This is a genomic window from Ensifer sesbaniae (assembly GCF_013283665.1).
Lineage (GTDB): Bacteria > Pseudomonadota > Alphaproteobacteria > Rhizobiales > Rhizobiaceae > Ensifer > Ensifer sesbaniae.
The window spans coordinates 313,469-338,190 of record NZ_JABEKU010000002.1 but is presented as its reverse complement, the minus strand read 5'-3'; the positions used below and the strand labels follow the sequence as shown (position 1 = coordinate 338,190).

Below are 24,722 nucleotides of genomic sequence, written 5' to 3'. Positions count from 1 at the left end.
TGAAACGCCGGCGGCCGACGGGCTTATCCATGGTCGTGTTCTCCGGATGCTGCGGCATTGTCGTCGCTCTCTTCACCCGTGCCCAGGATGTAGCTTTCGGGAAGATCGGTGAAACGGACGATGCGCCCGCCATTCTTGGCAACGAAGGCCTTTGCAGCTTCCTCTGAGGAGAAAGGAACCGCTTCTTCTGCGCCCATGCCACCGCGAAGCCGGCTGTCGATGACAAAAACCGCCTTGCGCGCGTCGACCCAGTTATCGGCGCCGGGTTCTTCCCAGCTCGGCGCCTTGCCCATGTCGGATACATAGATGGCGGCGATTTCTTTGGGCTCGTCCGGCAACATGGTGAAGGCGACGGTGTCGCGCGCCGACGAGAACCATATCGCTTCCGGTATCTTCTCAAGGATGATCTGGCCTTTGGGGCCGGCGTGTTCCAGGACGTTCATGCCACAATAGCGGCCCATGGCATCCTGGGTGAGGGTATAGGGCGCAGGCATACCGGCCTGCTCCTTGTTTTCGCAGGCAATGAGCACCAGCGATGCTGCGACGATGAGGGCGAAGCGGACGGGTTTCAAATGTCCCTCCTGGAGAAAAGCAGGGTGGCAAGAGCGAGCGGCGCGGCTGTCCAGACGGAGAGTGCTGCGAGCAGGACCTCGCCGGTGAGGATCGAGTTCTTCGCGACACCGCCCATGCCGGAGAGCGCGGCGGCGCCGCCGCTGCCGAGATTGAGAAGCCGATAGGCATCGGTCGGATTGGCAAGCAGTAAGAGGTCGAGCAGGCCATCCGGCAGTGAACGGCCTTGCGCTGCCACGAGGCCACCCAGCAGTGCCATGTCGTAGATCAGCACGAAGAAAAGCCAGAGGCCGATGGCAATGCCGCCCGCAGTGCTGCGCTCGCCAGCACTCGCACTCACGAAATATCCGATTGCGACGAAGACAGCGCCCAGCAGGACGGACGATCCGGTCATGGAAACGAAAGCGAGCCAGCTTTGTACGTCCGTTGCCCCGCCCATCAAGGCCAGCGCAATGGCGGCGGCGCCATAGCCGCAAATGGTTGCGAAGCACAGTATGGCGATATGGCCGAGGAATTTGCCGAGTACGATCTGGCCGCGTCCAATGGGATAGCCGAGCAGCAGCAGCATGGTGCCGCGTTCGATTTCGCCGACGATGGCATCGTGCGAGATCAGAAGGGCGATCAGTGGCACCAGGAAGATCGTGAGGCTCGAAAGACTGACGATCACCACGTCGAGGCGGCTTGCGCCGACATTGCCGGTGGGTGCACTTCCAAGGAAGGTCAGGGTCAGCGCAAGGGCGGCGAGGACCAACGTCGTCGCAAGCACCCAACGATTGCGCATGCCCTCGCGAACTTCCTTGGTCGCGATAATGAGGATGTTGCGCATTACGCCGCCTCCTGGCTATTCAGGAAATGCGCGTAGAGGTCGTCGAGTGTTGGCTCCATCATCGTCAGCGTGTCGATCCCGGAGGCCGCATTGCTGAGGCGGTGCAACAAAGGAAGTCTTTCAGAATGGGCCACTTCGGCCTCTAGGCTGCCGTCGCCTGCTTCCGTCCATCGAACGCCGGGCTCTTTGAGAAGGCCGGGCGTTTCGCCGGAGATCGGTCGGACCCGGATCCGGGACGGCAGGCTGGCGATCCGCCTGAGGTCGTCGATCGTTCCATCCGCGATCTGCGAGCCGCGGTTGACGATGATTACCCGCCCGGCGCGATCCTCAAGTTCCCCAAGAGCATGCGAGGACAGGAGGATCGTCGTTCCTCCTGAGCGCAACTCATCGATGAGGCTATAGAAATTGCGCCGCAGCGCCGGATCGAGACCGCTCGTCGGCTCGTCGAGGAACAGTACCTTTGGTGCGCCCAACAGCGCCTGCGCAAGACCAAGCCTTTGCCGCATGCCCTTGGAATAGGTGCGGATGGGGCGGTCGGCGGCGCTGATCGCGAGCCCGACACGCTCGAAGAGTTCGTCTGCGCATCGGATATCCACCCGTTTCAGGCGCGCGTAGAAGGAGAGCGTTTCGCGCCCCGTCAGCGCCATATGGAAGGATACGCTTTCCGGAAGATAGCCAAGCGCCCGGCGGACGGCGAAATCACCCTTTGCCGGATCTTCGCCGAGGACACGCACCTCACCGGATGTCGGTCGGATTAGCCCGAGCAGCAGCTTGATCAGCGTCGTCTTGCCGGCGCCATTGTGGCCGACGAGCGCAACGGTCTCGCCTTCGTCGAGGGTGAAGGAAAGCGCACGCAGGGCATCTACCTTGCCGCCGTATCTTTTCGAAACCCCTTTGACGCTAACGGTAGAGGGCATGGTCATTGTTCCTTTCGTGGTGGCATCGCCATCAACGGATGGTTGTCGGTGACGCCGCCGGGCAGAAGTGCGGGAAACCGCGCCTGGGCCCAACGCACGACCTGAACGGCAGGGCTGCTGGTCAGCACGCGCGCCTGCGGTGCCGTCCAGAGCACCCGATCGATCAGATCGTTGGGCCGGTAGGCGTTGTCGGAGATGCCGTCGCCATCAAGATCGAAGGCCGGGTTGTCGCTCCAATAATTGCCACGTCCGTCCTCGGACCAGTCGAGATAGCGGGCGCCGACATACTTCACCTGGTTGCGGTTGCCGACGAAGGCGTTGCCGCTCAGTTTGTTGCTCTCAGAACCGGCGGTGAAATGGATACCGATCGCGCAGCCCTCGAACAGGTTGTCCCGCAGGCGATTCTTGTTGGCGTTGTAGATGAAGACGCACTTGTCCGGACCGGGGCGCATGCCCGTCCGGTCTTCGACGGCATCGCCGTCGGCTGCCGGCATGCCGTGCTCCTGAGATCGGACGCCGCGCTCGTCCCAGCGCGAGACCGGCTGCAGGCGTCCTTTGACGATATTGCCGGTGATGGTTGAACTGTTGGCATAGTTCAGAAGCAAACCGTGGTCGCGGTCGCCGTCGGAGACGTTGCCGGTGATTTTCAGCCGGCTGGAGAACATGATGGCATAGCCGACCGAGTTGCCGGTGGAGATATTGTCGCTGATCTCGCTGTCGTTGGTATACATGTAGTGGATAGCAAAACGCAGGTTGCTGAAGCGATTGCCGCTGAAGACGTTGCGCTTGCTGGCATTGGTGGCGATGCCATCGCGCCCGAAGCTGATATCGTTTCCGGTCACCCGTGCGCCCGGCGCATTCCACAGCGTCACGCCGTTTCCGGTTTCGCTCAACCGGCCTTCGCCCGTGCCGATGATGACGTTGTCACGGGCAATGGAGTTCTCGGCGCCGTGCAGGTAGATACCGTAGAGATTGCCCTCGATCCAGCTCTTCTCGACGATTGCCCGCTTGGCGGTTTGCGCAACGAACACGCCCGAGTTCATGTCTTCGAGAGAGCTGCCCGATCCCGAGACGGTAATGCCGCTGAAGACCACGTCTTCGGCGGTGATGGTGACGACGCTACCCTTGCCGTTGCCTGTGATTGCAGCGCCGGGCTCGCCGCTGAGCGTCACAGGTGTTGCGATCGTGATCGGGCCGTAAAACTCTCCGCTCTCCAGCACCAGTTCATCGCCGGGCTTGGCAGCATCAATCGCTTGCTGGAGGGACGATACGGCGGCAGGCGAGAGGCGGATCGTTTCCGCCTCAGCCGTTGCCGGGATGGCGGCCATTGCCGCCACCATCCCGAGCATTGCCGTCTCGTGGAGACGCATCATGCCTTCTTCGGCTCCACGAACATCCGGCCCTTCATCTCCATGTGCATGGCGTGGCAGAACCAGGAGCAATAGTACCACCACACGCCGGGCTTATCGGCGGCAAAGGTCACAGAGGCCGTCGCCTGCGGCGCGACTTCCATGTTGATGCCGTAGTTGATGATCGAGAAGCCGTGCGTGAGGTCTTCCACCTCGTCGATATTGGTGACGTAGACGGTTACCTCGTCGCCCTGCTTCACTGTGAAGCTCTCGAGCCCGAAGGCAGGCGCGGCGGACGTCATGTAGACGCGAACCTTGTTGCCGTCGCGGATCACCTCGGAATCGACGAGCAGGTCGATGTTGTCGGCCTTTGCCTGGGCGACCGCATCGGCAAAGAAGCTGTCGTCACGGCTCCAGACGCTGACCGGGTTGATCTTCGAGTTGTGAACGATCGTCGCGTCATGTGGCTCGGCAAAGGTCGGGTTGTCGTGAACCAGCACCATTTCATCGCCTGAGATATCGATGAGCTGATCGTTTTCGGGCTTCAGCGGGCCGACGTTCAGGTAGCGGTCCTTCGAGAACTTATTCAGAGAAATCAGCCACTTGCCATCGGCTTCCTTCGTTTGCCCCATTGACGTGTGGTTGTGACCGGGCTGATACTGCACATCGAGCTTCTGGCGGATCGGATTGACCTTTTCCCCCTTGTAGGCGCGCCTTGCATCCTCAAGGTTCCACTTGCAGATCTGGCTGTCGATGAAGAGCGTCGTGTAGCAATTGCCCCGGCCGTCATAGGCGGTGTGCAGCGGTCCGAGCCCGAGTTCCGGTTCCGCGACGACCGTGTCACGCGGCTTGATCTTGTCGTCGAACAGGTCGTCGAACAGACGCACGTCCATGACGGTGACGGTTGGCGACAGCTTGCCGTTGGCGACGATATGAATGCCGTCCGGCGCCGTATTCATGCCGTGCGGGCCGTTGGAAACCGGGATATAGCGGGTGTAGGGGGAACCCTTGCGGCCGTCCAGAACCGGAACGCCGCCCATTTCCTTGAAGTCGCCCTTCGCGACCGCTTCCTCGATGCGCTTGAGGTTGAAAACGACGATCCAGTCCTGGTCCTTCGCCATCATCTCCGCGAGGTTCACGCCCTCTTCGGAGTTGTAGCAGGTGGCAAAGGCGTATTTGCCCTGATAATCGGCGTCGACGTTGTCGAGGTTGCCGTCGACCATGACCTGCCATGCGACCTTCATCGTATCGCCGTCGATCGCCGAGAAGATCGCGTGATACTGCTTGTGGTCGTCGAGAACCGAGCCGTCGTTCGGGATCGGCACGCGGTCTTCGCCATTGGCGAAGACGTAGCCGGTACGTGGGTATTTCTGCACGCGCAGACCGTGAACGGTGTGCTGGTTGGGCAGCTGAATGATCTTGTCGCACTTCATCACGTCGAGGCGGATGCGGCAGACGCGGGTGTTCGCCTTGTCGTTTGCGAACAGGTAGCGCCCGTCATAGGTGCCTTCCGTGAAGGACGGGTGCGGGTGGTGCAGGTCGCCGTTGAGATAGATGCCGCCTTTGTCCTTCAGATATTCCTTGGTTTCCGGCAGCAGCCCCTCCGTCAGAATCTTGCGGCTCTCGTTCGTCTGGCCCCAGCCGGTCGCGCTGTCGCGGTTGAAAACCGGAATTCGCATCAACTCGCGCATCGACGGCAGGCCGAGGATGCGGACCTCGCCGCTGTGGCCGCCGGAGAAGAAGACGTAGTATTCATCGAGTTCGCCGGGCTTCACTTCGGTGGACTGGCGACCGGCCGCAAGCGCCGGCGCTGCGGTTACGGTGGAAATGGAAACCGCGCCGCCGACTGCTGCGGCGCCGGCAACGGCTGCCGCGGCGGTGGAGCCGAGAAGCTGGCGCCTGCTGAGGGCGGTTGGGGTATTGGGATCTGACATGTCTTCGCTCCTTTGATGATGGCTTCAGGCCAGCTCGCCTTTGGCTTCTTCATTGCCGCCGATCGGTTTTCCCTTGTGGGTAACCACGGTTTTCGCCGGCGCCTGTCCCCGTGATGCAGGGGTTGAAAGCGCCATGAATTTCTCTCGCTTCAGCCGCACCTGGATCATGTGCGGGCAGCGTTGGTCGTCCTGGTAGAGTTCCTGGCAGTGCATGCAGTAGATGCATTCGTTGACGTTGATCTGCCCCTCCGGGTGGATCGACTGCACCGGACATTCCTTGGCGCAGCGCTGGCAGGGCGAGCCGCATTCAGGCCAGCGCTTCAGCCATTCGAACATGCGGATGCGTCCGGGAATGGCGAGTGCGGCGCCGAGCGGGCAAAGATAGCGGCAGTAGAAGCGCTCGATGAAGAGACCCGCAGCCAGCAGCGTCAAAGCGAAGAGGACGAAGGGCCATTCGCGCGCGAACTTCAGGATGATCGCCGTCTTGAAGGGCTCGATCTCGGCAAAGGTCTCTGCCAGCGCCACCGAATAGAGCGACAGCCCAAACAATCCGAGGAAGATGATGTATTTCACCGGCCAGAGGCGCTCGTGCAGTCCCCAAGGCAGCTTCACCTGCGGCACCTTCAACCATTTGGCTATGCCGCTGGTAAGTTCTTGCAGGGCGCCAAACGGGCAGAGCCAGCCGCAAAACGGGCCGCGCCCCCAGAAGAGCAGCGCTGCCGCCACCGCCGCCCAGAGAATGAAGATCAGCGGCGCAGAGAGGAAAAACTCCCAATGAAAGCCGGTGATCAGCGAATTGACGAAGGTCAGGACATTGACCACGGAAAGCTGTGCATTGGCATACCAGCCGAGCCAAACCAGGGCGAAGAGCAGATAGCCGCGTCGTATCCAGCCGAAGAGTTTCGGCCTGCTGACCAGCCAGTTCTGGAAGAAGAAGATGGCGGTCAGTACCAGCAGTCCGGCAAAGGTGACGACGATGGAGACGCGGCTCATTGCCCAGATGCCGACCCACAACGGCACCTGTTCTTCGTCGACCTGATCAACCTCCGCCGCGGCTTGCGCGGGGGGCCTTGCGGCGGGCTGGGCTGCCGCTTGGGCAGGCGCCGCCTCGACGATCACGTAGCGTTCGGGAAGTGTGTATCCGAGATCGTAGGGCAGGGTGGCCTTGTCGCGCACGCCGGTGCTGCGCTGGACCAGAAGTTGCAGTTCCCACGGCTCCGTGACGTCGAAGGTGAAGCTGTCGGGAATGATGTAAAGGGCGATCTCGCGCAATCGAGGCGCGCCTTGGGCGGCGATCTGTGTCAGCCGCGTGTGATCGCGGTCGCGAAAGCGCAGACCTTGCCCGTCCTGCAACAGTTCGATGCGGTCGAAGATGCCGCCGCGCACGTAGCCTGAGCCCTTGAACGAATAGGCGCCGTCACCGGCAACCAGAATGGCCGCCTGGCTGGGCTTCAGCCGCTTGGCGAGGCGCCCATACCCCTCTTCGCCAAGAAGACTCTTGCCGACGGCGGGCACACTGACGGGTGCAAGATAGAGGTCGATGAAGCGGTCCTTGGGATCGGCCGTTTCGGGCTTCTCGGCCGCATCCTTGTGATTACCCCGAAGGAAAGCTTCCGACACCTCGCCGACATCGAGCCGAAGGCTGCGGATCGAGCCGTCGCCGAGAAGGGTTTGCCAGTCGCGGACCTCCTGCTGCGAGGGATCGAGCTTTCGAACCGGTGCAGCGCTGGCAGCTGTCGCTGCGACCTTATCGCCGAGCCGGCCGCTCCGCACCAGCTTGACGGCGGAGCGCACCACGCTATCGCCCATTACCAGCACGGTAACGGTCGCGCCGCTGACGATGTCGACTTGAGGCGGCCGCTCGGCGCCCGAGGCGACGCGTGAGAGATCGCGGCCGATGATCGAGTTTAGCGCCTCGACGACGCGGGCTTCCGGTATGCCGATCAACACGATCGGCTCTTTGTGGTCCACCAACTTCAGCCCCCGCACCAGACCGGTCTTGTCGATCCCGACGACGATATGGATTGGCTTGCCCGAATAGCCGGTCGAGTTGGTGAAATCGGAATTGAGATAGGCGTAGCCGGCAATGTCGGCACCCTTGTAGACGGGTGCGATTGCGGGTTCGCCAATGGGGTCACCGAAGCGGTCGGCGCCGGCAAAAAGCTCCGCCGGCTGAACCTTGGCAATGTATTCGGAAAGGCCGCCGGCGGCGAACGCCTGGCCCCCAACGGCAAGGAGCGCGATGAAAAACGCGAGAAAAACGGCCAGACCGTGTTTTCGGATGGGGACGTTCTTCAGCATACGCATTCCATCTGGCGCAGCGGCCATTCTCACACCGATCCTGCGCCGCGCCGCGATCTTCGACCCAGGAAATTCGAGCGGAAGTTAGCGCCGCAGCCGGCCTGATCGTTGAGCCAGATCAACCAACGGTATTTTTGCTTCCGTAGAATGCGGGCGTTAGTTTCGGAGAGACTTCATGCCCAAATTGACAGAAGAGCCGCCTGTTCTGGACACCATGGAGGGCCTGATGCAAACGGCCGCGCGTATGGAGCAGGAGGCGATCAAAGGGTATGAGGCGCTGCGAGACAGGATGAGCGCCGAGGGACGACCTGAACTGATCCCGGTCTTCGAACGGCTGATTGCTGAGGAAAGATCGCACTTGTCCGAGGTCGCAAACTGGTCCAGGGCAAGCGGCATTGAACCTGCCGGAACGACCGGGTTTTCATCGCCGCCTGATCTCTTCGACCCTGAAGGTGCCGATTTGATCCCGGCTGAGGCCTTAAGCGCTTACCGCGCTTTTTCGATCGCCGTCAGAAACGAAGAGCGCGCCTTCGAGTTCTGGAGCTACGTTGCCGGGAGAGCTCCCTCGCCAGAGATCCGGCAGGCAGCCGAAAGGATGGCCCGGGAGGAATTGGGCCACATCGCAACCTTGCGGCGCGAACGGCGGTTGGCCTTTCATCGTGCGCGCCAGGCTGCTTCGCCGGCTGGCGGCCTGACGCTTGAAGATCTCGAACGGCGTCTTCATCGACAGTTACTGGGCCTGGGAGATATTGCGGACTCGGGGGAACTATCCCGCTTCGCGCATGACGCGAGAGGGCGTCTCGCGAGATGCTACGAGCTTGGCGTGGTCTGCAGGCCCAATATCGACGGGTTTTCTCCGGCAGCGTTCGAGCGTCCAGCCGTCCTTTGCGGCATCGTGCTCGACTGTTATCTCGATCTCATGGCGCGCGAAAAGGACGAAAATATCCTTGTCTTCGCCCAGGACGCTGCCTCCCAACTGGTGCGGTGTCTTCTGTTCCTGCGGGGTTGCCGCCGCAACCGTGATCTTGCGTTGCGATGATACCAGATCGAATTACCCCCGAAAGGCGATGACGGGCATGCGTGTCTAAGCCTGGCGGTGCCTGAGTGCCATCGTGATGAGCGTGGCGAAGACCATGATGACGCCGTAGGGGATCTTGCGGCTTGCGCGGATCTCCTCGAGGCGCATGACGACCGCATAGTGCGCGAACGCCAATGGCATGGGCAACCTCAGGGCCAGCATGGTCACGATGCCGCCAAGCAGCAAGAAAAGAGCGAAGGGGAGCATGCCGTGCCAGCCGACGAAGAGGCCGATCGGCAGGAAAAGCTTGGCGTCGCCGGCGCCAAATAGCCGGAAAGCCCAAAGCGTGACACCAAGCGCAAAGAGCAGCAGACCCGCACCGACATCACCACCTATGCCGTCGAGCGAGAAGAGTACGGCGCCGATGTCCTGCGTTGTCATGAGCCTGGCCGTGGCGGCGAGTGCATAGACGGCGACGAGCGCGAGCACTACGCCGTTTGGAATGCGCCAGCGCTGGAAGTCGCTCCAAGCGGCATAGAGAAGGAGTAGGGCTGCTACCAAAGTAATTATGTTGATCGTTTCCATCATGTTTTACCCGGTTCGCACGACAGATGGTCCTTTGTGCAGTTCTTCCAAAGACTTCGCAACATTCGTGGCGTCAGAAGATCTCAAGAAATATTACGTGAGTTCACACTTTGGTGCGTCACGCCGGTATTAACCCTAAAAAACCAGGGGTTCTGATTTTAACCATAAGGCAGGAATGCTCCATACTGCTTCGCATTAGAAGTTGACGATATAATAATTAAGGGATTATTAATAATGTCAGTCAGAGAGGTGGTCTCAATGACGTGCGAGGGCCGGGGAAGTTGGCGGCCACGCAAGAGTAATATTGCGTTGGAGGTAATTCTCGATGAAAGCATTTTTGACAAAAGTCCGCGCTTTCTCGCGGGAAGAAGACGGCGTAGCGCTGACTGAATACCTTATTCTGCTCGCGCTGCTGGTCGGCGGAGTGATTACCGCAGTAACTGCAGCCGGCTCGAATCTTAGTAACGCCTGGGAAGCCTGGGGCAACTGGTGGACCACGAGCCTGTCTCCTCCAGCTTGAGCTACTTAACATAATTATCGAGGAGGAGGGGAGTTTGTTAACTCCTCTCCCCCTAAATTAGAATTTCAGGATAGTTGTACTTTTCAACTTTGCGAGCATTGGCGATGCGCTCTTCAACGATCATCAGCCTTGTAGTTGCCCTCTTCCTTGCTTTCGCGGCGGTCTATGCTACCCGCACCTATCTTGCTGGTGAGCGCGCCCGCCTTGCGGCGAGTGGTGGCGTAAAACAAACGGAAAAAACGCTCGTCGTTGCGGCGAAGCCCATGCGCTTTGGCGACCGGGTCCGGGCAGACAACTTGAAGACCATTCCCTGGCCGTCAGATGAGAGACCGGAGGGCTCCTTTGACGCGATCCAAGCGGTTCTTGGAGACAAGGAAGAAGCGCGTTATGCCATGGAGGCAATCGATCCAGGCGAGCCCGTGTTGGCCTCGAAGATTACCGGCGCAGGTGAACGCGCCACCCTCTCGGCCGCTCTCGACCAAGGGATGAAGGCCGTTTCCATCCGCGTCAACGATGTGCTCGGCGTCGCCGGCTTCGTGCGTCCTTCGGATCGCGTCGACGTACTCCTGACCCGTGTTATCCGCAATCCGAAGAGCGGCAACGAGCAGACATCTGTGGACGTCCTTTTGCAGGGGGTGAAGGTGCTCGCCGTCGACCAGACGGCCGACGAACGCAAGGACGAACCCTCGGTCGTGAAGACCGTCACCTTCGAGGTGACGACCGACGAGGCGCAGCGGCTGACGCTCGGCGCCCATATCGGGACACTCTCGCTCGCCCTTAGGAATATCGCTTCGGCCTCTGTCGAACAGACCCGACCGGTGACCATCGCAGATTTGGGGGGTGGCCCCGTAGCCACCGAACTCGTACAAGGTTCTGACGATGGGCGATTCGAGTCGATCGAGCGCATGGTTCGCAAGGTCGGCGACGACCTCGGTGGTCGGCTGAACTCGGTCGAAAGCAAGATGAATGCACCTGTACGTGAAAAACAGGTGCAAATTATCGAGCGGGATGTCGCGCCGGTCTTGCCGGCGGAGCCGAAGTGGGCGACGGTCGGCGTCTGGAGCGCGATCAAACGGGAAGAATACCGGGTGGGGCAGATCCAGTGATATGGGATTTAACCTGTTCCGTTTCGGAGCAGGGCCGGCTTCGAGGAGAGGGGCTTTGGCAGGAATGAGGGGAAGCATAAGACGCGCTGCAAGGCGCAGAGCCCTGGTGGCGTCGGTCGCGATTTTTTCGGCCTGCGCTCTTTGGGGACCTGGCCTGGTCGGGCCGGCGGACGCGCAGGAGAAGTTCATCAATCTCGGCGGGTCGGTTCAGCAGGTCGTGCTGCCGCCGAACGACACGATAACGATCGCGACGGGCAAGGCTTTTGGAGACCTCGTGATTGGCAGCGCGGAACTCATCGATGTGGTGCCACTCTCCGACAAGTCGCTTTTTATCCGCGGCAAGAAGACCGGGGCGACTAACATCTCTGTCTATGGTGACGACAAGAAGCTTCTCGGTGTCATCGACATTCGTGTTGCCAGCGATTTCAGCGAGGTAGCATCGGCGATCCGCTCCGCCTCGCCGGGGTCACAGGTCCGGGTGATCAATTCCAATGATCGTATCCGCCTGACGGGCATGGTGCGCGACGCTACCGAGTTGCAGCGAGTGCTCGAAATTGCCCAGTCTTATTCGGATGAGCCCGTTCTTAACCAGCTGCGCGTCAACGACTCGCAGCAGGTTATGCTGGAAGTTCGGGTGATAGAGGCCTCCCGTCAAACCGGACGTGACCTCGGTATCGGTTGGTCAGGCCAGGGCAGGAACGGCATCGGCAAGGCGACGACCAGCCAGGGCATCAGCGTCAAGGATGGCTCACTGGTTCGTACTCTGGAAGACGCGGCCGGTGCGGCAACCGGAATGCAACCCTTCGGTCAGCTAATCGCCAAAGTCCTCGAAATCTCCGGGGGGCAGATCGACGTCGTCATCAACGCGCTGGAGCAGAAGGGACTCGTGCGCCGGCTCGCCCAGCCGAACCTGATTGCCATGAGCGGCGAAACCGCCAGCTTCCATGCTGGTGGTGAAGTGCCGATCCAGACGACGGTGGCCAACGGCGCGACGGTAGCGACACAGACCGACTATCGTCCTTTCGGCGTCCGGTTGACGTTTACACCCGTCGTCCTTGACGGTGGGCTTATAAGCTTGAGAGTCGAGCCAGAGGTCTCCGAGCTCGATACCTCGATCAACGTCAACGGCAACCCCGGCTTCATCTCGCGCGCGGCAAAGACAACTGTGGCGCTGCGCGATGGTCAGAGCTTCGCTATGGCCGGCTTGCTGCAGTCGGTCAATTCCAAAGATATCCAGCAACTGCCCGGGTTGGGGAAGCTTCCGGTGATCGGTGCTCTCTTCCGCTCGACCAGCTTCCTGAAGCGCGAATCCGATCTTGTCATTGTCGTGACGCCGCACATCGTGCGGCCGGCGGCGCCCGGTGAGGCGCTCTATAGCCCGCTGGACCAGACGCGTTCATCCAATGATGTCGAGCTTTTCGCGCTCGGCGTCATGGAGGTGGACAAGGACATGCTCCGTCGCTTCCGCAATGGCGAAGGCATCACCGGGCCCTATGGCCACAGGCTTGACCTCGATACGGGAGGCGCACTTGCAGTTGCGAAGAAGTAAGCGCGTATTCTTGGCTCTTGCCGCAACGAGCCTCATTTCCGGCTGCGCCGACTATTTGAACCACAGGGACACGATCACCTTTGGGCTCGGCAATGCCGTTGAAGCCAATAAAGGGATCCACACCCAGGATCCCTTCCCGCGAGTGGCGCAGAACACGCACATCGCCACGGACGGCAAGACGATCAACAAGGTCATGCGGAGCTATAACGGCTCCGGCCCGAGCGCTAGTGCAGCGATGCCGACTGCGGTGATCCTGCCGACCGCGACACCGCCCATGGGGGCGAACGGAAATAGCAGCGCTGGAAAGTGAACGTGATCTTGGCAGCAGGTAGGCGGCGAGGGCCCCTGAAAGGAATGCAATAGAAACAACGCGTCACGACGGTAAGCCGCCGCGATCAGAGGGGCATGCCAATGTTGAACAGGGGTATCAAACGCTTCTGGAATGATCATCGAGGCTACGTCATCGCGTTGACGCTTATTGCCATGCCGCTGCTGCTTGGTGTCTCTCTTTTCGTGATTGATGTCGGCCGCAGCGCCAATCTTCATACCGACCTTCAGAATGCAGTCGATGCCATGGCGCTGACAGGAGCGCGCGAGCTCGACGGCCGCGACGATGCGATTACGCGCGCCGAGGCGGCGATCGAAAAGCTTGCCAACACCGCAGCCTTCGGTGACGGCGGCACCGGGATGTCGATGGGGTCGTACATCACCGTCTCCTACGATGCAGGGAACGAAGCAGCCAGTACGGTAACGGTCCAATTCCTAAAGGGCATTCCCGGCGATGGAACTTTCGCGGGGGACGATGACGACCCGATTACTGCGGCGATGATAACCACAGACCCGAACGAGGCCGGCTATGCATGGGTAAGGGCCAAGGACCAGGCGATGCAGACCATCTTCCCGCTGCCTGTTGGCCTCAATCGCGATACCATTAATGTGTCCGCTGACGCGGTGGCAGCCTATAGGGTCAGCGCGTGCGACGTGACGCCGATTTTCATCTGCAACCCTTACGAGCCTGCCGGCAACACCAGTGCGACCGTAAGCGAACAGGCGGCGGAGGAATTGCACGACAGGTTTGCGGCCGGTGACCTCTATGGCGTGCAGATTGAGCTTCACAGTACGTCTTCGTCCAATCCCGGGCCGGGCAATTTCGGTTTTCTCAGGACACCCCTGGGCAATGGTGCAAACGTGTTGGCGGAGGCGCTCGCTACAGGCAATCCGGGCACCTGCTACACCCAGGACAACCTTGATACCGAAACAGGCGCAAAGGCGGGTCCGGTCGAAGACGGTGTCAACACGCGGTTTGGCTTTTACGGGTCGATCGGGAGCCCAACCGATCCGAATTACCGGCCGGCTAGAAACGTTCGTTCTGCGCAAGAGATTTCCGGCAAGGGCGGTGGCAACAAAAGCTGCAGCGCCTATACCCCAGTCATGAGTAGTGACGGAACCCAGGTGGGGGATCCCGCTAAGGCGGTCCCACTGGGTTACGGCGCGGCCATGACCGCGATGGGTGGCGGCAAGATCAGCGGCAGTAACAACTGGGACTACGTAAGCTACTGGAACGTCGCACACCCCGGGATAAGCAGGCCGTCTGTCACGGACGTCCCTTCGAGTTATCCGGGCAACGGCGCCTCCGCGCCCAGCCAACCCTCCGCCTACGACGTCTATCGTCACGAACTTGCCAACCCTTCGCGGATCAGTGACGCCTCGCCCAACGGCGAAGTCGGCACGCCCACGACCGGCAAGGGATGCTATGCCGGCTCATATCCCACGGTGGAGGAGGGCGATCGCCGCGAGATCTTTTCCGCGATCGTCAACTGCGGCTACGAGGCGTCGGTCGGCCATCTGAACGGCCATAAGGCCACGCAGGCGGTTGCCTTCGCGCGCATGTTTCTGACGAAGCCGGCGATCAAGGCAAGCAGCGAGCGCTATCTTTCGCTTGAGATGATCGACATCACCGGCAGGGGGGGCCGAGGCACGCTCGACGAGTTCCTGCGCGAGGAAGCGGAGTTGGTCAGATGATCATCGCGCTGCGAAATCTTGTCCGCGGCCCGTTCCATCACTTCCGGTCGGGGGAGGACGGAGCAGTGCTGACCGAAGCGTTGGTCGCAGTGCCCTTCGTCACCCTGTTTGCCGCCGGCATCCTCGAGTTCGGCAACATTTTCTGGCAGCGGATGCAGATCGATGCTGGCCTGCGAGATGCCGGTCGCTACATGGCGCGTTGCCGGCCGGCAGGTACGGGAAGCTATGACCCCACCTGTACGGAGGAAACGGCGAAGCGGATCGCGTTTTACGGAACGCAGGCTTCAGGCGCCGCCTTGCGTGTTCCCGGCTGGGGCGACAACCTGACCGATATCACTATCGTTCCCGTCGATGCGAATGGCACAATCACGGTGCAGACCTCGCATCTCTATCGGAGTTCGCCAATCTTTTCGTGGCTTGGTATCGATGCGATCACCATCAGTTCCTCTCACGAAGAGAGGTACATCGGATGGTAAGCCTTCGATCACCCGTTTCCTTCTGGCAGGACCAGCGCGGCGTGACGCTCACCGAAGGGTTGATAACGCTGCCGCTCGTCCTTTTGGTGTTCGCGGCCTTCGTCGAGTTTGGCTACGCCATGTCGCAATGGAACCAGACGGTCAAGGCGCTGCAACTTGGCGCCCGACTGGCCGCAGTCTCCGATCCTCTGACCAGTGACTTCGCCGATGTTTTCCCGACCGATGCAGTCAATCCGCTGGACAACGGTGACGCGACCCCGAACGACGCGACGATATCATCCACTTGCGGCCCGAACCTTGCCAATTGCAGCGACACGTTGACCCGGATTGTCATGGGAAGCGACGGCGTCTGCGGGGTGGCGGGAGACCCGAATCCGGGCATCTGCGATCTCAACTGGCGCATCCAGCCGGCAAACCTCGTGGTGACCTATCAGCGTTCGGGGCTCGGTTACTGGGGGCGGCCGAACGGGCCGGTGCTGACCATGCGCCTGGAAGTGCGCGATGTCACGTTCGACCTGCCGCTTCTTGGCGCTCTGCTGGGATTGGATCAGATCGAAGTACCCGCTCATCCGGTGACACTGACGACGGAAGACCTCGAGACATGTTCAAGCTGCTGAGCCCTTCAATATTGCGTGGGGGTGCGAGATGACCGCACATATGAACTTTGCAACGACTACCAAGATCCTCGTTCTTTCCGACGATGCGGCCGCGGCGAGTCTCATGCTCGATACGTTCGGGTCGTTGTCGCGTTACGAAGCGCGCCACATGGCGCTGAGCGCGCTTGGCGAGGCAGGAAGAATAGATCCGACGCAGTTCAACCTGATCGTGCTCGACGTCGACAATGGCGACATGCTCTGCCGCCCGGAGATTTTTGCCTTTCGTGCCAGCCATCGCAACATTCCGATGGTGATCGTTTCCGAGCTTCTGTCGGATGAATTGATGCGGCCGCTGTTTCGGCTGAACGGCGACGACTGGCTGAAGAAGCCGCTCGAGCGCCGTGCTCTGATCGAGATGATCTCGACTCATGCGCCAGGCGTCGGCGGAAATGAGAGCCGCGTTCATGCCGTCGTTGCTGCGGTGGGCGGTGCCGGGGCGAGCGTCATCTCCTCGTCGCTTGCCCATCTGTTGGCGCAGCCAACGAAAGGCGTCACGCCGCGTGTCGGTCTGTTCGATCTGGATTTCTCGTCCGGATCGCTCGGCTACTACCTCAACCTTCTCAACGACTACGATTTGAAGGCCGTCATCGCCAATCCGGCGCGTGTCGATCTCGAATTCATCGATCTCGTGCGCAAGCGCCACGCCGGAGGGTTCACACTGCTGTCGTTCAAGCAGCCATCGGTGCTGTTGGAGGCGAAAGGGACCGAGCTGGTGCTGCGCATGCTGGATGTTGCAGCCTTCGAGAGCGATCATCTGGTGATCGATGTGCCCTACTACGAAACGCCCTGGAAGAGCGATGTGCTGGCCTCGGTCAACAGCGTTTCCATTGTCACCGAAATGACGATCCCGGCGCTTCATCAGGCCAAGGATCTGTTCGTCGACCTCGTGCGGCAGCGCGGCAGTGCCGACTCGATCCAGGTGGTCATCAACAAGTATCATACCAGGCTCTTCAGCCTCGGGGTGCGTCGCGAGCAGGTGGACAAGGTGTTCAAGGACACGCATGCGCAGATCATCCCCTATGACTGGGACACGCTGAGCGAGGCAGTGAACCGCGGCGTTCTTCCCAACGAGGTCAATTCGCGCTCGCCCTTCTGCGGTGCCGTCGGCAAGCTCGGAGCTCTCGTCAGATGAGGGAACTCCTCCACGACAGCAGCGGATCGGTGGAGCCAAGCAGCGCCGGCTTCGGTCGCGACCGGTCGACGCGGGCGGTATTGCTCGTGAGTGCGCTGGCGCTTACGGCGGCTGCGACCGGAGCATCGGCAGGCGGGACGGTGCCGCGCAGTCTCGGTCCGAAAACGAGCACGATCGTAACGATCGAGAACAAATATCCTACTGGCACGATCGTGGTCGGGAGTCAGGAGCGGACGCTCGATCTGGTCATTTCAGCCAATCGCGCGATCCGCTACCGGATCGGCGTCGGCCGCGACGGCTTCCGTTGGAGCGGCGTGGTGAAGGTGGGGCGAAAAGCCGAATGGCCCGATTGGCGGCCGCCGGCCGAGATGAAGGCGCGCGCACCGGAACTGCCGGCGCTCGTGCCTCCTGGTCCGTTCAACCCATTGGGCGCCCGCGGCATCTATCTCTACCGGGGGAGCGCCGACACGCTTTATCGCATTCACGGAACGAACGAGCAGTCCACCGTCGGGCAGTTCGCGTCCTCAGGCTGTTTCCGCATGAGCAATGCCGACATCATCGATCTCTACGAGCGGGTGACGGTCGGAGCAACGGTGATCGTCAAATAGTTGAAGAAGGTAGGAAGCAATGGCAACCGGGTTCATTGGACGTTTCTACAAGCAGCGGGATGGGGAGCTGAAGGAAGCCGCTGAACCCTCTGAGATGCCGGTTGCCGAAGCTGCCGTCGTGCCCGATCCCGCGGCTGCCGGCGCCGCGGCAAGCGCCAGCCTGGAGGAATCGCTCGGGCTCGACATGGTTGCGGAGCGGGTCAATCTGCACCGGCATCTTCTCGATCGTATCAACCTCGGCATTCTCGACACGATGGACGATGAGGAAATCGCCACCGAGATCAGGCCACTCGTCAAGGACTACATCCGGCGCAACAATTTCCCGCTTAATGCCAAGGAAATCAACGACCTGATCCGCGATATCACCGACGAGATGCTCGGGCTGGGACCGATCGAGCCGCTGCTTGCCGATGACTCGATCGCCGATATCCTGATCAACGGTTACAACAGCGTTTATGTCGAAAGGCGTGGCAAGCTCGAAAGCACGGCGGTGCGTTTCAAGGACGAAGATCACCTGCTGCGGGTGATCAACAAGATCGTCTCCGCGGTTGGGCGACGTGTCGATGAATCGACGCCGCTGGTCGATGCGCGGTTGAAGGACGGATCACGCGTCAACGTCGCCATCAGGCCGATCTCGGTCGACGGGCCGCTCGTCTCGATCCGCAAGTTCACGCGCAAGCCGCTGACGCTGGAGCGCCTGGTCGAGAATGGCGCCATGGCGAACGCGATGCGCATTCTGTTGAGCGCTGCCGTCAAGGGCCGGGTGTCGATGGTCGTCTCCGGCGGCACCGGCTCGGGCAAGACGACTCTGCTCAACGCCTTGTCGTCACAGATCTCGGCCAAGGAGCGCCTGATCACCATCGAAGACGCGGCCGAACTGCAGCTGCAGCAACCGCATGTCGGACGGCTGGAGACGAGACCGCCGACGCTCGATGGCCGTAACGAAGTGCGTCAGCGTGAGCTCCTCAAGAATGCCCTGCGCATGCGGCCCGATCGCATCATCGTCGGCGAAGTGCGCGGCGAAGAGGCCTTCGACATGCTGCAGGCGATGAACACGGGCCACGAAGGCTCGATGACGACCATTCACGCCAACACACCGCGCGACGCAGTCGGCCGACTGGAGCAGATGGTCGGCATGGCGGGCATGCCCATGTCACAGCTCAGCATCCGCTCGCAGATCGCCTCGGCGATCACCATCATTGTTCAGGTCCAGCGCCTGAGCGACGGCAGCCGCAAAGTGGTGTCGATTTCCGAGATCACCGGCATGGAGGGCGAAGTCGTGCAGATGCAGGAAATCATGCGGTTCAGGCGAACGGCTACCGACGATAACGGCCGCATCCACGGCGAATTTCGGGCGACCGGTCTTCGACCCCGCTTCGTCGAGGAGTTCGCGGAGCTTGGGATCGTGATCCCCGCGGCGATCTTCGATCCGGGGAAACCATTGCAAACGGGGGCGATTGAACCATGACCTTGCTGCTCCTCTACGCTGCGGTCTTCGTCGCTGCACTGGTTTCCGTCGAGGCGCTGCTGCGCAGCTACTTCCGGAAGTCCGAGCGGCAACGCGCCGTCAATCATCGGCTAAGCCTGCTCGATGCGAGCGAGGACCGCCTCAAAACCTACCGCGCGATGCTGAAGGAGCGCGGCGCCGACGAAGATTGGCGATCCACGCCGCTGATTCAGCGTGCCCGGCAATTCTATGCTCAGTCTGGTATCAAGTTCGACGCGCGGCGTTTTGCGCTCTACGGAATCGTCGGCGCGGTATTGGTCTGGTTGGCCGCTCAATTCCTCATTCCGAGCATCCTGGTCCGGATTCCCGTCTTCGTGCTCACCTGCCTGCTCGTCCCCATCATCGCCGTCTGGCGCATTCGGGCCAACCGGATTCGCAAGTTTATCCTCAAGCTTCCGGAGGCGCTCGACGTTGCCAATCGCAGCCTTTCTGCAGGACATCCGCTACCGGCCGCAATTTCTCTTGTCGCGCGTGAAATGCCCGATCCGGTCGGAACGGAATTTGGTCTTCTCTCGGATGAGTTGACTTATGGCACCACCTTGGACGATGCCCTCGTCAATCTCAGTCACCGTGTCGGGGCGGAAGACCTGAACCTGCTGGCAATTGCGTTGAGCGTGCAGGCGGGCACGGGGGGGAACCTGGTCGAAATCCTTCAAAATCTCTCGAAGACCCTGCGTGATCGCACGATGCTGAAAGCCAAGGTCAAAGCGATTTCGTCGGAAGGGCGTATCACCGCGATTTTCATGTCGGTCTATCCGTTTCTTCTCTACGCGATGATCAAAGCGCTTTCGCCGACTTACTTCGACACGGTCTGGGCGAGCGGTCACGGCGCGACCATTGTCATCGTGCTCATCTCGATCATGGCAGTCGGCAATATCATTCTCTACAAGATGGTCAATTTCGAATACTGAGGTCGCCATGGGCGAGTACGGAATTTACATCGTCGTCTTTTTCGCGGTTCTGATTTTTTCCGCCGTTACGTCGGAGCTGATGTTTCGCAGACGCGAGGTTGGTGTCCGGTTGTCGGAGACGACCGCAAAGCCAAGCGCCGACGATCTTCAACTCGGCGACGGTACGCTTGTTGATCTCGGCGAGGCGGAGAACCGACTGATCCGCCGCTACTTCGAAATCACGCGGCGGGATCAGAATGCCAACTCCACCCAGAACCGGCTGATCCGAGCCGGATATTTCGGCGCAAACGCCGTCACCGTGTTTCAGGTCGTGCGCGCGGTTGTTTGCGGCGCGGTCATGGTCGCTGCGGCCTGGTCCTTAGACCGCTTCCTCCCACAGATGTCCAGGCCGGCAATTCTGCTGATCGCGATGATCGCGACCGGCGCCGCCTTCGTGCTGGTGAACATCTACATCGACCGGCGCGGTGACGCCAAGGAGCGGGAATACCGGCGGATGTTCCCCGACTTCATGGACATGTTGATCGTCTGTCTGGACGCAGGCATGAGCCTGGAGGCGGCAGCGAACCGCGTCGCGCGGGAGTTCGTCCAGAAGCGGCAGGATTTTGGTCTGCACCTTTCAATCATGATGCTGGAGGTCCGCGGCGGCCGACGCTTGCGCGAAGCTCTGGCGAATCTCGCGACGCGTTTGCGGATTGACGAGGCGCGCGCGCTCGCCGTGCTCTTCCGCCAATCGGAGGAGCTTGGAACGAGCGTTACCCAGGCGTTGCGTGTCTACAGCAAGGAAATGCGTGACCTCAGGATCGTGCGGGCAGAAGAGAAGGCCAATGCCCTGCCGATCAAGATGCTGTTACCGCTCGGCGCCTTCCTCTTTCCCGTCAGTCTCATCATCGTACTCGTCCCCATCGTCATTCGCGTCATCAACCTTCTCTCCGGGCTCCGCGCCGGTGGATAGGTAGGAGTGAGACTCCATGCAATATTCGCCCAGCCAGGATCGTGACGACTTTGCACTCGCGCTCGATCCACGAATGCCGGTGGTGCCGTTGAGCATCGAAGAGACCGGACTGGAACTGTCCTTCCTGTTGCGGCTTGCCGCGAAATGCGCAACCGAGCAGGACACGGTTACCGCTTCGCATCTTTCCGACCGAATGAAGCTTTCGAAGGTGCTGACGAACCTTCTCATCAAGGAATTGGTGAAGCTGTCCTATCTCGAAGCGCGGGGATTGGCAGGGGACGACGTCAAGTCCGACATCCGCTATGCCCTTTCGGCAAAGGGCTTGGAATATGCGCAGGCGGCCCAGCGGCAGTCGGAGTATGTCGGTCCGGCTCCCGTGTCCCTCGACGCCTTCTGCCGCCAGATCGGCGTACAGTCGATCCATCACGAACGTGTCACTTCCGAGCGGCTTGTCCGAAGCCTGGACGGGTTGGTGTTGTCGCCGACATTGGTCGAGAAGCTGGGACCGGCGGTCAATTCGGGCCGTTCCATCCTTTTCTACGGTCCGCCGGGCAACGGCAAGACTAGCATTGCGGAGCGGACCTCCGAGCTTTTCATCCAGACGATCTGGGTGCCCTACGCTATCGAGGTCGGTGGCTACGTCATCAGTTTCTATGACGAGGCGACGCATCAGGCCGTGCGGGAGCCGACGGTCAGACCGCATCCGAAGGCCGATCAGCGGTGGGTGGAATGCCGGCGGCCGGTCATCAAGACCGGTGGCGAACTCACGCTCGAGTTGCTTGACCTGACCCACAACCCGGGATCCAACGTCTACGAAGCGCCGGTGCACCTGAAGGCCTCGGGTGGGGTCTTCATCATCGATGATTTCGGGCGTCAGCAGGACCGGCCGCAAGCGCTCATCAACCGCTGGATCGTGCCGCTCGAGCGTGGCTACGACTTTCTGACATTGCATACCGGCAAGAAGTTCAAGGTTCCCTTCGACGAGCTCGTCGTCTTTTCGACCAACATTCCACCCCGGGAGCTTTCCGACGAAGCCGGCCTGCGACGCCTCAAATATAAGATATATGTGAATAACCCATCGCGGGATGAATATATTCGCATCTTCGAGTCCTATGCCCGCGCGGTCGCGGTAGATTTGGCGCGCGATGATTTGCACGTTTTCTATGAACGGAATTACCGAGGGGATACGCTGGCGTCCTGTTACCATCCTAAATACCTCCTAGATTTTATCTCCTCCTATTGCGAGTTTAACGACCTGCCCAAGGTCGCGTCGCTGGAGATGCTTGAACGGGCTTGGGGAGGGGTGTTCACTTTGGATTGAGGCGGGAGACTGAGTCGCTATCGGCAGGGCGCCGCCTTTTTAAGGAATGTGTGAAATATTCGTGCAGGCCGGCCATCGGCGGAAATGTGCAAGGCATCTAAAGCGAGTGCGGTCCAGCGCCACCACGTGCGGTCTAGGGGATAGGTAAAGTCAGGGCCGCGGCCCAGATTGCTGACGGAGAAAATCGATGACGCATATTTCGAATGTCGATGTCGAAATCGAGCCTGACGCCGAGTTGCGGCGCAGGGAGCACGGTGCGAAGGAGCCAAGCCGTTCTAGAAGCATGCCGATCATCGCACTGGGCCTGATGTTGCTGCCGCTCAACGCCGGCATCTTGCTTTATACCGCAAAGAATGCCGCGGACGTGCGCGAAAGCCGAGAAACCCTTTCTGCTCTCAAACGCTCGATCGACGGCCTGAAGCAGCAAATTAGCAGACAAGCCGTGAACATCGCCAGTGGGGCCAAGGCCGATGATATGGCGGCCGTTCGCAAATCCGTTGAAGAGTTGCAGAAGGATGTCGCCGACCTCGATAGCCGTGTGACCCCGAGCATGTTCGCATCCGGCGGAAGCATGATCATCAGCGCGCCCGGGAAAGAAGTGCCCCAGCGCCTATCACCGTCATCCTATTCGGTTTCCGCTCCGCAATCCGCTGTTGACGATGTCCTAGCCGCAGCCGATCCCCAGGGCGGCTCCATCGCCAACTTGCCGCGCTACGAGCGAACGGTCTCGGCGGATGGCAAGCTCGTTCTAAGAAAGGTGCGCTAGCTTGCGCCCCTTAATGCGGGGTCTCACTTGTAACTAATTCGGTGAGCCATCGAGAAGTAATGGTTGTCTCGACGCTCGACAACCTTCACACGCAGAAGAATTGCCAGCACGTTCTCAGTAGAATCTCACGTAAGTGCGCTCGCTCCCAGGCGGGCACTGACGGGTCTGAGCAAGTGGCGACAGCCAGTTACCGCTGTGCGTATTTGACGCTGTTCTTCATCAATTCGAGATTCCTCGCCGTCGTCTCATTCGATGGGTCGATCTCATATGCTTTCAGGAAGTAGGTTCGAGCCCCGGGCAGGTCACCGCGCAGCAGATGGGAATAGCCGATATTGTTATAGTAGACGGCTGTGCCGCCGATCATCTTGGACAGCTGCGCATAGGCGCGATCGGAAGTATCAAACCGGCCGATCATGTCGGACGAGGCCGCAAAGCCCAGCCATGCGGCAGGGTCTCGCGGAAAGACCTCGACCGCCCGCTTGTAGATCGCGTAGGACTTTCCGTAGTTCTTCTCCTGGAACTGGAGCTTGCCCGTAGTCACCAGCTCGTCGTCCTTGTAGAAGGCAACCGCCGAATCATCGTTGAGAGTTTTCGCGCTATCGCCGTAGGCGGCGACATCGTCGAGTGCATCCGTTTGGCACCCTGCCAGCAACAGCACCCCTGCGAGCAGCGTAACGCGGCCTATTTGGCTCCGAGACATTTCCATTACATTCCCCCAATTGCGGGCATCCTAACCTCGCCTAGAAATGAGCTCACCGGAAATCTTCCAGAAAAATAACTAATAAAGATAGAATTGAATTTGGGAGTCGCAATAAAGAGACACATGCCAGCCGGCTGGCGGCATCGGCCCCCCGAAAATCCGCCTTGCCGCCAAGATATTCAAGCGGTGGAACTGAGAGACACCGGCGAGGAAGGGCCCGTCGAGCAGCACGATGTTCCGATTCGGTCGGCGAATCGCGTAAGCCTCGATTAAGCATCATCTTATATTGTCGTCTGATACGCCCAGATGGGGCCGGGGCTGAAGGAATAGATCATGCGCGCCTTAGTTTTGACCGTCATTCGCCTTGGGCCCTGCGGAGCCTACATGGCGGCCGCCGTCTCCCTTCTCAGTGTCGCGCTACTATGCAGCACTCCGTCCAGCCCATTCGCGTGGGCTGTGTACACAGCTATGCTGCCAATGACGCGCATGCTCATACTCGCGCTCGTGACTGCTTCCGATATAGTCTTCTGGGGCGCGACCGTGGTGCTGTTTGTCGCCGCCGCGGCTGGCGGTTATCTGGCGGTTCGGCCAGAACGATACCTGCGGCTGCGCTTCGTTCATGCGCACGTTGCGCTCATAACCTCGGGATTCGCGCTGCACCAGATCTCACAAAACAGCGCGGGCCTCGCCAGTATTTCGTTTGCTCAACTTCCGCCGGTGGTTTGGTCGCTTGTCGATGGTCCATCTGCGGCGCTCGCCCTATTCGTCCTGATATTGCTGGCATGCGTCAGTACTCATGTGGCGATCATCAAGAGCATTCGCTTCGCTCGTCATTACGCCAAGTGAAGTGGCGAACCTCCAGGATGGTCCTTCTTTAAAGAGAGTTCGCGGACTTCCCATTCTGCATTGAGGATCTTGCTTGGCCCAATCAAGCAGGCGGTTCTCGGCAAGGGGCTTCGGTGCGTCATCTGATCTGCCGGCCGGAAAATTGTCTAT

24 protein-coding genes are annotated in these 24,722 nt (G+C 60.4%); 16 read left to right on the top strand and 8 right to left on the bottom strand.

The annotated features are described in order from the left end of the window. Positions 1-23: 23 nt before the first annotated feature. The 6 genes from BHMPCIPO_RS19375 to BHMPCIPO_RS19350 are packed head-to-tail and all read right to left on the bottom strand — an operon-like array spanning position 24 to position 7,897. Positions 24-572, bottom strand: a complete 549-nt coding sequence (locus BHMPCIPO_RS19375; RefSeq protein ID WP_246304481.1) for a nitrous oxide reductase accessory protein NosL — start codon at positions 570-572, stop codon at positions 24-26. Continuing rightward, the gene (locus tag BHMPCIPO_RS19370) at positions 569-1,396 is read right to left on the bottom strand and encodes an ABC transporter permease subunit (RefSeq protein ID WP_173518470.1); all 828 of its coding nucleotides are present in this window, start codon (positions 1,394-1,396) and stop codon (positions 569-571) included. Before BHMPCIPO_RS19370 ends, BHMPCIPO_RS19375 begins: the two co-directional genes overlap by 4 nt. Continuing rightward, positions 1,396-2,313 (bottom strand): ABC transporter ATP-binding protein, encoded by a 918-nt coding sequence (locus BHMPCIPO_RS19365; RefSeq protein ID WP_173518469.1) that lies wholly within the window; start codon positions 2,311-2,313, stop codon positions 1,396-1,398. The genes BHMPCIPO_RS19370 and BHMPCIPO_RS19365 overlap by 1 nt, the downstream gene beginning before the upstream one ends. Before the next feature lie 2 nt (positions 2,314-2,315). Next, the gene (locus BHMPCIPO_RS19360) at positions 2,316-3,683 is read right to left on the bottom strand and encodes a nitrous oxide reductase family maturation protein NosD (RefSeq protein WP_246304608.1); all 1,368 of its coding nucleotides are present in this window, start codon (positions 3,681-3,683) and stop codon (positions 2,316-2,318) included. Then, positions 3,683-5,596, bottom strand: coding sequence for a TAT-dependent nitrous-oxide reductase (nosZ, locus tag BHMPCIPO_RS19355; RefSeq protein ID WP_173518468.1), 1,914 nt, complete (start codon positions 5,594-5,596; stop codon positions 3,683-3,685). Before nosZ ends, BHMPCIPO_RS19360 begins: the two co-directional genes overlap by 1 nt. 24 nt (positions 5,597-5,620) lie before the next feature. Beyond that, the gene (locus BHMPCIPO_RS19350) at positions 5,621-7,897 is read right to left on the bottom strand and encodes a NosR/NirI family protein (protein ID WP_173518467.1); all 2,277 of its coding nucleotides are present in this window, start codon (positions 7,895-7,897) and stop codon (positions 5,621-5,623) included. Between the two features lie 214 nt (positions 7,898-8,111). Here BHMPCIPO_RS19350 and BHMPCIPO_RS19345 point away from each other — a divergent pair, with 214 nt between their 5' ends. Beyond that, a complete protein-coding gene (locus BHMPCIPO_RS19345) occupies positions 8,112-8,936 on the top strand; it encodes a ferritin-like domain-containing protein (protein WP_173518466.1) in 825 nt (274 codons plus the stop codon). 45 nt (positions 8,937-8,981) lie between these two features. Here the strand turns inward: BHMPCIPO_RS19345 and BHMPCIPO_RS19340 are convergent, their stop codons facing one another. Next, positions 8,982-9,503, bottom strand: a complete 522-nt coding sequence (locus BHMPCIPO_RS19340; RefSeq protein WP_173518465.1) for a prepilin peptidase — start codon at positions 9,501-9,503, stop codon at positions 8,982-8,984. A 322-nt stretch (positions 9,504-9,825) separates the two neighbouring features. Between BHMPCIPO_RS19340 and BHMPCIPO_RS19335 the strand changes: the two genes are divergently transcribed. From BHMPCIPO_RS19335 to BHMPCIPO_RS19270, 14 genes are all read left to right on the top strand, one after another. Then, a complete protein-coding gene (locus BHMPCIPO_RS19335; RefSeq protein ID WP_173518464.1) occupies positions 9,826-10,020 on the top strand; it encodes a Flp family type IVb pilin in 195 nt (64 codons plus the stop codon). Positions 10,021-10,124: 104 nt separating this feature from the next. Beyond that, positions 10,125-11,126, top strand: a complete 1,002-nt coding sequence (gene cpaB / locus BHMPCIPO_RS19330; protein ID WP_173518463.1) for a Flp pilus assembly protein CpaB — start codon at positions 10,125-10,127, stop codon at positions 11,124-11,126. 64 nt (positions 11,127-11,190) lie between these two features. Continuing rightward, positions 11,191-12,675 carry a type II and III secretion system protein family protein gene (locus tag BHMPCIPO_RS19325; protein ID WP_173520098.1) on the top strand — a complete coding sequence of 495 codons (1,485 nt, stop codon included), beginning with the start codon at positions 11,191-11,193 and terminating at the stop codon, positions 12,673-12,675. Next, entirely contained in the window at positions 12,656-12,985 is a 330-nt protein-coding gene (locus BHMPCIPO_RS19320) for a pilus assembly protein (protein WP_173518462.1), read from the top strand. Before BHMPCIPO_RS19325 ends, BHMPCIPO_RS19320 begins: the two co-directional genes overlap by 20 nt. A gap of 101 nt (positions 12,986-13,086) precedes the next feature. Further along, the gene (locus BHMPCIPO_RS19315) at positions 13,087-14,697 is read left to right on the top strand and encodes a TadE/TadG family type IV pilus assembly protein (RefSeq protein ID WP_173518461.1); all 1,611 of its coding nucleotides are present in this window, start codon (positions 13,087-13,089) and stop codon (positions 14,695-14,697) included. After that, positions 14,697-15,173 carry a TadE/TadG family type IV pilus assembly protein gene (locus tag BHMPCIPO_RS19310; RefSeq protein WP_376741710.1) on the top strand — a complete coding sequence of 159 codons (477 nt, stop codon included), beginning with the start codon at positions 14,697-14,699 and terminating at the stop codon, positions 15,171-15,173. The genes BHMPCIPO_RS19315 and BHMPCIPO_RS19310 overlap by 1 nt, the downstream gene beginning before the upstream one ends. Continuing rightward, the gene (locus BHMPCIPO_RS19305; protein WP_173518459.1) at positions 15,167-15,790 is read left to right on the top strand and encodes a TadE/TadG family type IV pilus assembly protein; all 624 of its coding nucleotides are present in this window, start codon (positions 15,167-15,169) and stop codon (positions 15,788-15,790) included. Before BHMPCIPO_RS19310 ends, BHMPCIPO_RS19305 begins: the two co-directional genes overlap by 7 nt. A 28-nt stretch (positions 15,791-15,818) precedes the next feature. Continuing rightward, positions 15,819-16,961, top strand: a complete 1,143-nt coding sequence (locus BHMPCIPO_RS19300) for a pilus assembly protein (protein WP_173518458.1) — start codon at positions 15,819-15,821, stop codon at positions 16,959-16,961. Continuing rightward, a complete protein-coding gene (locus BHMPCIPO_RS19295) occupies positions 16,958-17,569 on the top strand; it encodes a L,D-transpeptidase (RefSeq protein WP_173518457.1) in 612 nt (203 codons plus the stop codon). The genes BHMPCIPO_RS19300 and BHMPCIPO_RS19295 overlap by 4 nt, the downstream gene beginning before the upstream one ends. Positions 17,570-17,588: 19 nt before the next feature. Beyond that, entirely contained in the window at positions 17,589-19,037 is a 1,449-nt protein-coding gene (locus BHMPCIPO_RS19290; RefSeq protein ID WP_173518456.1) for a TadA family conjugal transfer-associated ATPase, read from the top strand. Then, complete coding sequence (locus tag BHMPCIPO_RS19285; RefSeq protein WP_173518455.1) at positions 19,034-19,987, top strand: type II secretion system F family protein; 954 nt, start codon at positions 19,034-19,036, stop codon at positions 19,985-19,987. The genes BHMPCIPO_RS19290 and BHMPCIPO_RS19285 overlap by 4 nt, the downstream gene beginning before the upstream one ends. Positions 19,988-19,994: 7 nt before the next feature. Further along, complete coding sequence (locus tag BHMPCIPO_RS19280) at positions 19,995-20,939, top strand: type II secretion system F family protein (protein ID WP_173518454.1); 945 nt, start codon at positions 19,995-19,997, stop codon at positions 20,937-20,939. Positions 20,940-20,955: 16 nt separating this feature from the next. Then, positions 20,956-22,260 (top strand): DUF8689 domain-containing protein, encoded by a 1,305-nt coding sequence (locus BHMPCIPO_RS19275; protein ID WP_173518453.1) that lies wholly within the window; start codon positions 20,956-20,958, stop codon positions 22,258-22,260. A 187-nt stretch (positions 22,261-22,447) separates the two neighbouring features. Then, entirely contained in the window at positions 22,448-23,026 is a 579-nt protein-coding gene (locus BHMPCIPO_RS19270; protein ID WP_173518452.1) for a hypothetical protein, read from the top strand. A 187-nt stretch (positions 23,027-23,213) separates the two neighbouring features. Here BHMPCIPO_RS19270 and BHMPCIPO_RS19265 read toward each other — a convergent pair whose 3' ends face one another. Then, a complete protein-coding gene (locus BHMPCIPO_RS19265; RefSeq protein WP_246304480.1) occupies positions 23,214-23,726 on the bottom strand; it encodes a tetratricopeptide repeat protein in 513 nt (170 codons plus the stop codon). Between the two features lie 333 nt (positions 23,727-24,059). Here BHMPCIPO_RS19265 and BHMPCIPO_RS19260 point away from each other — a divergent pair, with 333 nt between their 5' ends. Beyond that, complete coding sequence (locus BHMPCIPO_RS19260) at positions 24,060-24,572, top strand: hypothetical protein (protein ID WP_210266608.1); 513 nt, start codon at positions 24,060-24,062, stop codon at positions 24,570-24,572. Positions 24,573-24,722: the final 150 nt, after the last annotated feature.